This is a genomic window from Breoghania sp. (assembly GCF_030066895.1).
GTDB lineage: Bacteria > Pseudomonadota > Alphaproteobacteria > Rhizobiales > Stappiaceae > Breoghania.
In genome coordinates, this window is the sequence record NZ_JASJAV010000014.1 from 93,392 (window position 1) to 101,516 (window position 8,125).

General features: G+C 61.9%; 4 protein-coding genes and 3 pseudogenes. 5 read left to right on the plus strand and 2 right to left on the minus strand.

Annotated elements, in window-relative coordinates; translation table 11 throughout:
• Positions 1 to 4 precede the first annotated feature (4 nt).
• A complete protein-coding gene (gene pepN / locus QNJ43_RS14835; protein WP_300471229.1) occupies positions 5 to 2,647 on the minus strand; it encodes an aminopeptidase N in 2,643 nt (880 codons plus the stop codon).
• A 192-nt stretch (positions 2,648 to 2,839) separates the two neighbouring features.
• The gene (locus QNJ43_RS14840; protein ID WP_300471232.1) at positions 2,840 to 3,655 is read right to left on the minus strand and encodes an alpha/beta hydrolase; all 816 of its coding nucleotides are present in this window, start codon (positions 3,653 to 3,655) and stop codon (positions 2,840 to 2,842) included.
• A 189-nt stretch (positions 3,656 to 3,844) separates the two neighbouring features.
• Here QNJ43_RS14840 and QNJ43_RS14845 point away from each other — a divergent pair, with 189 nt between their 5' ends.
• The 5 genes and pseudogenes from QNJ43_RS14845 to QNJ43_RS14865 form a co-directional block, all read left to right on the plus strand.
• Positions 3,845 to 4,357, plus strand: a complete 513-nt coding sequence (locus QNJ43_RS14845; protein WP_300471234.1) for a TetR family transcriptional regulator — start codon at positions 3,845 to 3,847, stop codon at positions 4,355 to 4,357.
• Between the two features lie 207 nt (positions 4,358 to 4,564).
• A pseudogene (locus tag QNJ43_RS14850) lies at positions 4,565 to 5,767 on the plus strand (acyl-CoA dehydrogenase).
• 225 nt (positions 5,768 to 5,992) lie between these two features.
• Positions 5,993 to 7,165 (plus strand): annotated as a pseudogene (locus QNJ43_RS14855) (CaiB/BaiF CoA-transferase family protein); the annotation flags it as partial.
• 159 nt (positions 7,166 to 7,324) lie between these two features.
• Positions 7,325 to 7,627, plus strand: a complete 303-nt coding sequence (locus QNJ43_RS14860; RefSeq protein ID WP_300471236.1) for a hypothetical protein — start codon at positions 7,325 to 7,327, stop codon at positions 7,625 to 7,627.
• Positions 7,628 to 7,770: 143 nt separating this feature from the next.
• Positions 7,771 to 8,125: pseudogene (locus QNJ43_RS14865) on the plus strand (hypothetical protein); the annotation flags it as partial.

The following is an 8,125-nucleotide window of genomic DNA, read 5'->3' on the forward strand; positions in this document are numbered from 1 at the left end:
CTGCCTATTGCAGAGAGCGTGTCGCAATATCCTGAACATCGCTGGAAAGCCCGCCGGTTTCCGCCACTCGCTTGAGGGCGGCTTCCGCCAGTGCGCGCCGACCCGGCTCCAGCGCCTTCCACGACTGGAAGGCGGACAGAAGACGCGCCGCAACCTGTGGATTGCGCTTGTCGAGCGACAGTACCGTATCTGCGACAAATTCGAACCCGGCACCGTCCGGACGGTTGAACTGGGTCTGGTTGCCGGCGGCAAAGGCCCCGATCAGCGCGCGGATGCGGTTCGGATTGGCGTAGGAGAACGCGGGATGCTCGGTCAGCGTGTGAATGCGCGCCAGCGTCTCGGGGAAGGGGGCGGTTGCTTGGACCGTCAGCCACTTGTCCATGACCAGCGCGTCCTTGGCAAAGCGTGCCTCGAAATCGTCGAGCGCTTCCTGCGCCCCGCGATCCGCGCGGTGGACGAGCAGACGGAGCGAGGCCAGCCGGTCCGTCATGTCGGCGGCGGCCTTGTAATGGGCAAGGGTCCGTTCGCTGGCTTCCCCGTCGATCCCGGCCAGATATTCCAGAACCACAAGCCGCAACGCACGCCGCCCTGCGGCATCCGCATCCGGAGAATAGGGGCCGGTGTCGGCAAGCGCCTCGTAGAGGATGAGGAAACCGTCCGTGCAATGGCCCGCGATCGCCACCTGCACCGCCTTGCGGACAGACGTGATGGCATCAGGATTGACGTCGGAGCCGATCTCGCGGGCGATGTCGGATTCAGAGGGTAGCTGCAGCAGCTGCGCGCGCAACGCGGACTCGAAATTCTCGTCGGCAACCGCATCGCCGATCAGCGAGGCGAGATCCTGGATTTCCTGCGTCGCCAGATTGGACGGCGAATGCGCCCCGCGCTTCAGCAACTGCATGGCCAGCGTCTGAACCGTCTGCCAGCGATTGAAGGGATCGGGATCGTGGCGGGCGAGGAAGACCAACGCATCGTGGTCCTTGTTGTCGGTCAGCCGCACGGGCGCGGAAAAGCCGCGCAGCAGCGAGGAAACGGGCTTTGCGCTCAATCCCTCGAAGGTGATCGTGTGCTTCGGCTCGGTAAGCACGATGACATCGTCACGGATTTCGGCGCCTGAGGCCGCCGTCCATTCCATCTCGCCGCCATTGGGGCCGATCAGGTCAAACCGCACCGGGATCGTGAAGGGCAGCTTCGTGTCCTGGCCCGGCGTCGGCTGGCAGGACTGCTCGATGTCCATGCGCAGGCGCTTGTTGGCCTCGTCCCACTGTTCGGAGATCTTCAGCGACGACGTGCCCGCCTGGGCATACCAGCGGGCGAACTGGGTGAGGTCGGTCTTGTTGGCGTCCTCGAAGCTCTTCAGGAAATCTTCGATCGTCGCCGCTTCGCCGTCATGGCGTTCGAAATAGAGATCCATCCCGGCGCGGAAGCCCTTCTCGCCGAGGATCGTCTTGAGCATGCGCACGATTTCCGCGCCCTTCTCGTAGACGGTCGCGGTGTAGAAGTTGTTGATCTGACGGTAGGCAGTCGGGCGTACCGGATGGGCGAGCGGGCCGCCATCCTCGGGGAACTGGTGCGATTGCAAAAGGCGCACGTCGGCGATGCGCTTGACCGGGCACGAACGCATGTTGGAGGAGAATTCCTGATCGCGGAAGACCGTCAGGCCTTCCTTCAGGCAGAGCTGGAACCAGTCGCGGCAGGTGATGCGGTCGCCGGTCCAGTTGTGGAAGTACTCGTGCGCGATCACGCTCTCGATACCGGCATAGTCTTGGTCGGTTGCGGTCTCGGGGTTCGCCAGCACGTACTTGTCGTTGAAGACGTTGAGGCCCTTGTTCTCCACCGCGCCCATGTTGAAGTCGGACACGGCGGCGATCATGAAGATGTCGAGATCGTATTCGCGCCCGAACGTCTCCTCGTCCCAGCGCATCGAGCGCTTCAGCGAGTCCATGGCGTAGTCGCAGCGCGTCTCGTTGCCGTGCTCCACATAGATGCGCAGTTCCACGTCGCGACCGCTGATCAGCGTGCGGTAGGTGTCGGAAACGCAGGCCAGATCGCCCGCCACCATGGCGAACAGGTAGGACGGCTTGGGGAACGGGTCGTGCCAGATCGCGTAGTGGCGATCCGTGCCTTCGATATCTCCCGATTCAACCGGGTTGCCGTTGGCGAGCAGGATCGGCGCATCCGATTTGCGCGCCTCGATGCGCGTCGTATAGACGGCCAGCACGTCGGGGCGATCGTAGAAATAGGTAATGCGGCGGAAGCCCTCCGCCTCGCACTGGGTGCAATAGGTGCCAGACGAGCAATAGAGCCCCATCAGCTTGGAATTGGTGTCCGGATAGATCTCGGTGACGATCTCCAAGACGAACGGATCTGACGGCGGCGTCTTGACGACGAGCTTGTCCGCGCTGACCTCGTAGTCCGTGTGGTCGAGCCGCGCGCCGTTCAGCGACAGGCTGAGAAGTTTCAGTTCATCGCCCGCAAGCTCCAGCGCGGTTCCCGGCGCTGTCTCATCGCGCTTCGAAAAGGCGATCTTTGCCGTCACCCTGGTCGCCTTGGGGGCAAGGCGGATATCCAGATCGACCGTGCGGATCGCATAGGACGTGGGGCGGTATTCCTCCAGGCGGATGGGTTGAGCCTCATCGGTGCGCATCGGCAAATCTCCAAGCTGGTTTCAGGCGCTTTGAAAAGCGCTTCTGGTTTAAATCGAATGCTCTTCTATAGAAGTCCGGGACGGGGCATGAGAAGCGCAAAACCCCTGTCCTGGGCCCTTGGTGTCATCTCGAAACGGTCCTGACAGGCCAGGTGGCGGCCGAAGGGAGGGAACGAATGATGCAACAAGGCCTTACTTGCCGAGTTGGGTGAGATCGTGAACGAGTGAACTGTCGGTATCTGCCAACGATGCGATGACGGTGAAATGGTTCGCTCCGGCCTCTTCGTGCAAGGTGGCCTCGGTGCCGCCGCGGTTCCAGAAATCGACGATGACGCGGGACTGACGCTTGTATTCCTTCGACTCCGCGCCGCCGACGGTCGCGATCAGCTTGGTGCCATAGGGAATGCCCATGGTGATCGGCGAATTGGTGACCGCCTCCTTCTGATCCATCCCCAACGCCTTGTTGACGCTGGTGCCCAGCAGAGGCACTAGATCGAACAGGCCGGAAATCGCTAGCCCGGCCCTGGCAAGGGCGGGCGGCAGACGCCGGGCCCGCCAGTCGGTTGCCAGAAGCGCTGCGGTCAGATGCCCGCCCGCCGAATGGCCGTAGCTCAGGATTGGCTTGCGGTAGGTCTCCCACAGATATTCCGCAAGGCTGCGGATTTCGCTCACGATATCGCCGACGCGCACTTCCGGGCACAGATCGTAGCTTGCCACGCAGACCGTATAGCCATGGGCGTTGAGCCCGCGTGCCATGTGGGAGAAATGCTTGCGATCGAGCGACTGCCAGTAGCCGCCATGCAGGAAGAGAGCGATCGAATTCGCCTCCGTGCCGCCGGTCGGGTGGAACAGATCGTAGAAGAGGCGCGGGCCGAGGCCGTAGGCACGATCGAGATCGCAGGACGCGCTTTCGCGATAGGCGGCGGCATCCCGCTCCCAGCCGGCAATGATCTCGGGGTGCTCCGGTACCATGACCCGGTTGTTGTACTCGGCTTCGTAATCGATCATCGCTTTCCCCGGCGCTATTGCTCGCCGTCTTTTTGCATGTCTGTGAGAGCAGGATAGATGATCATCCCCGATTCTGGGGGCGCGCATCTTCCGATGTACCGGTTTTTTCGCATTCGGTGGTGAAGTTCTTAGGTGCGATCCGCTCAGAAGGTTTGCTCAAGCATCTTCTATGGGGTAGCCGAGTTCTCCATGAGCACTAAGGACACCCCGCCGCGCCCCGGCCGCCCCGCCACCATCCGCGATGCGGCTGCCGCGCTTTTTGCCGCCAAGGGCTATGACGGCACTTCCCTTCAGGACGTTACCTCCGCCGTCGGCGTGACCAAGGCCGGGCGGGCTCTACCACTACTTCTCCACCAAGCAGGATCTGTTCGACACGATCGTGCTCGCCGTCCTGTCCGACATGCTCGACTGGGCGAAGGAGCGTGTGGTGAAGGCGGAGACGCCGGGCGAGCGGGTCGCCGCCTTCATGGCCGGGCATCGGCTTATTTCGAAGCCAACCGCAATCCCTATCGCGCCGCCTTCATCGGCCGGGGCGGTGATCTCTATGTCTTCACGCCCGAGCAGATGGCCGCCCGGCGCGCATATACGGATTTTCTGACGGCCATTCTGGAGGAGGGGAGGGCGCAGGGCGCCTTCGTTTTCGACGATGCGCCCCTCACCACGCGCGGTATCCTGGGCATGTTGAACTGGATGACGCGATGATACAATCCGCAAGGGCGCAAGGGCGCAAGAGCGCGGCCGAGTACGCCAGGATCATCCTGACGAGCATTGCCTCGGATTAACTTTTTCTGAATACAATTTATTACCGGCCGGACGGTAGGTAATTAACGCATACCGCGAGATGTGCGCCGGGGCCGAGGGTCTGAGACGACGACCGGCCGTTTCGCTTGATGATGGGAGAGACAGCATATGACTGCGACCGCCACCACCACCACCACGCCCAGGCCTTCCGCGCCTTCCCCCTCCGGCGGCGGCAAGTTCGTCTGGGACGATCCCTTCCTGCTGGTGGATCAGCTCACCGAAGACGAGCGCATGATCCTGGAGACCGCGCGCGGCTACGCGCAGGAAAAGCTCCTGCCGCGTGTGCTGAAGGCCTATGCCTAGGAAAAGATCGACCGAGAGATCTTCAACGAGATGGGCGAGCTCGGCTTTCTCGGTGTGACCATGCCGGAGGAATACGGCTGCGCCAACGCCCCCTACGTCGCCTACGGTTTGGTAGCGCGTGAGGTGGAGCGGGTGGACTCCGGTTATCGCTCGATGAGCTCGGTCCAGACCTCGCTGGTAATGTTCCCCATCTACGCCTACGGCTCCGAGGAGCAGAAGGCCAAGTATCTGCCCAAGCTTGCGTCTGGCGAATATATTGGCTGCTTCGGCCTGACCGAGCCCGATGCCGGCTCCATGCGCACCCGCTCCATCAAGACCGAGAGCGGCTATTTGCTCAAGGGCTCGAAGATGTGGATCTCCAACGCGCCGATCGCCGACGTTTTCGTCGTGTGGGCGAAGTCGGAAGCGCATGACAACCAGATCCGCGGCTTCGTGCTGGAAAATGGCATGAAGAGCCTTTCCGCACCGAAGATCCAGGGCAAGCTCTCGCTTCGCGCCTCCATCACCGGCGAGATCGTGATGGACAACGTGGAAGTGGGCGAAGAGGCGCTTCTTCCCAACGTTTCCGGTCTCAAGGGACCGTTCGGCTGTCTCAACCGGGCGTGCTACGGCATTTCCTGGGGCGCGATGGGTGCTGCGGAAGATTGCTGGCACCGCGCACGTGCCTACGGTCTGGAGCGCAAGCAGTTCGGCCGTCTGCTCGCCAACACGCAGCTCTTCCAGAAGAAGCTCGCCGACATGCAGACGGAAATCGCGCTGGGCCTTCAGGCATCCTTGCGGGTCGGGCGCCTGTTAGACGACCACCGCGCTGCTCCCTAAATGGTTTCGCTCATCAAGCGCAATAATTGCGGCAAGGCGCTGGATATCGCCCGTCAGGCCCGCGATATGCACGGCGGCAACGGTATTTCCGAGGAATACCATGTCATGCGTCACGCCCAGAACCTGGAGACGGTCAACACCTACGAGGGTACGCACGACGCCCATGCGCTCTTGCAGGCGTTCTTCTGATCAACGCCGTTTGACGTTGCGGAGCGCGTGTCGCTCCGCAATGATCCGACCGGAGTGTGGTGCCGGGGGTTTGGGGTGTTTTTTGCTGGGCCCATTCTTCGAGACGGCCCTGTCGGGCCTCCTCGAAGAATGGGCCCAGCAAACAGCTCCTCGCGCCCCGGTTCCGTCCTGTTGTAATCCTTGCCCCAGTCCTGGATACTCGCCGTGCCCTAGTCTTCCTCTTCGGATGCGCCGCTCAAGGGCGTTCGTGTGCTTGAACTTGCCCGGATCCTTGCCGGTCCCTGGATCGGACAGACACTCGCCGATCTCGGCGCAGACGTGATCAAGGTCGAGGTCCCGGCAGGAGACGACACGCGGGGCTGGGGGCCGCCCTTCGTGGAAGGTGCGGACGGGGAGGGGCTGGGCGCTGCCTATTTCCATTCCTGCAACCGTGGCAAGCGCTCCATCACTGCCAATTTCCGCACCGAGGAAGGCCGCGAGATTGTGCTCAATCTGGTGCGATGGGCCGATGTGCTGGTGGAGAATTTCAAGGTCGGCGGCCTTAAGAAATACGGCCTCGACTACGAGACGCTGAAAGAGGTGAACCCGCGCCTCGTCTACTGTTCGATTACCGGTTTCGGCCAGGACGGGCCCTATGCCCACCGCGCCGGATACGATTTCATGATCCAGTGCATGAGTGCGATCATGGATCTGACCGGCGATCCGGCGGGCGAGCCGCAGAAGGTGGGGCTCGCCGTATGCGATATCTTCACCGGGCTCTATGGCATCATCGCCATCCTGGCGGCCTTGCGCGAACGCGAGGCCGCCGCGCTCGGCCAGCACATCGACATGGCGTTGATGGATACCTCCACTGCCATTCTTGTCAATCAGGCGATGAACTATCTGGTTTCAGGCAATGCTCCGCATCGGCTCGGCAATGCCCATCCCAATATCGTGCTCTATCAGGTCTTCCCGGCAAGCGACGGGCACCTGATTGTTGCGGTCGGCAATGATGGCCAATATGTGCGCTTTTGCGAGGTGCTGGGACGTTCGGATCTGTCTGAGATTGCCGCATACAAGACCAATGCGGGACGGGTGAAGAACCGCGAGGAACTGGTGGAGGAACTGGCGCCCGCAACCGCAACCTTTGCCTGCGACGATCTGCTGGCGAAGCTGGAGGCCGTCGGCATTCCGGCCGGGCCGATCAACACGGTGGCCGATGTCTTCGATGACGCTCAGGTGATTCATCGCGGCTTGAAACTGGAACTGACCTCATCGCAGGGCGATCATATCCCCTCCGTGCGCAGCCCCATCCGCTATTCGCGCTCCGGGATGCCGATGGACCGTCCCTCGCCGCGCCTTCGCGAACACACGGCGGAAATTCTTGCCGAACTCGGGCGGATAACCGAGACGGAGTGAGAGCGGGCCCCGGGAGAGCGACCCGAAATCCCGGAATGCCTCGTCGGCAAGGGGCGTATTCTGTTTAGGGTCAGTGGAATGCGCCCTGCCACTTACAGCGTTGCGCCCTTGATCTGCTATACTGATCGTCTCCGTTTTCCACCTCGAAAGGGTTTCATCATGCGGCGGATGGCGGCTTCGATCCTGATCCTCGTTTCGTGCATTCTGTCGGTGGGCTCTGCATACGCGGCCAGACCCGATACTCGATCCATGACTTGTGCTCAGGCACAGGATTTCGTTCGCTGCCACGGCGCGGTGGTGATGACGACCGGGCCTCATACCTTTCAGCGTTTCGTTTCTCAGCAACGCTATTGCGATCGCTGGCAGCAACTTTTCCCCGAACGTGCGCCCACGCGCGACAACTCGCAATGCGTGGTCGGCTATCGCTGCGACGAACCGCTGTTCACACCGTTTTTCGATTAGATCGACCCCGCCATCGCCTGACAGGCGACGATACCGTAATGTTCCGGGATGACGTATGGTTGTTGAAAGCGCCCTTGCCGGTTGTGATTGTGCGCGGCCGTCCATGACGGGATGGAAGAGCGGCTGAGAGGACGGGGATCGGCATGAAGTGGTGGCGTCGGCGGCGCAAGGCGAGGGGAAAACCGTCGATCGTCCTCATTGCCGGCGGTTCTTATGCCTTGCTCGTCGGTCTTTCCATGGTGATCGTCCTGGCCTTGAGCGGCCGGGCGAATTTCTCGAATACCTTCGCACTCCTCAATGACAAGGCAATCCTGACCACCAATTCGCTGGAACGGGGATTGCGCGGGCGGCTCGATCCTGTTGCTGCCGCCGTCGGCGCGCTGCAGACGCTCTATGGCGAATCCGATGTGGACTTGGACGACCGCGGTATCCTGATGACGGCGCTGGCGGCATCTCTGGCCTCTGTGCTCGCAACCGAAAGGCTGATTGTAACCGTTC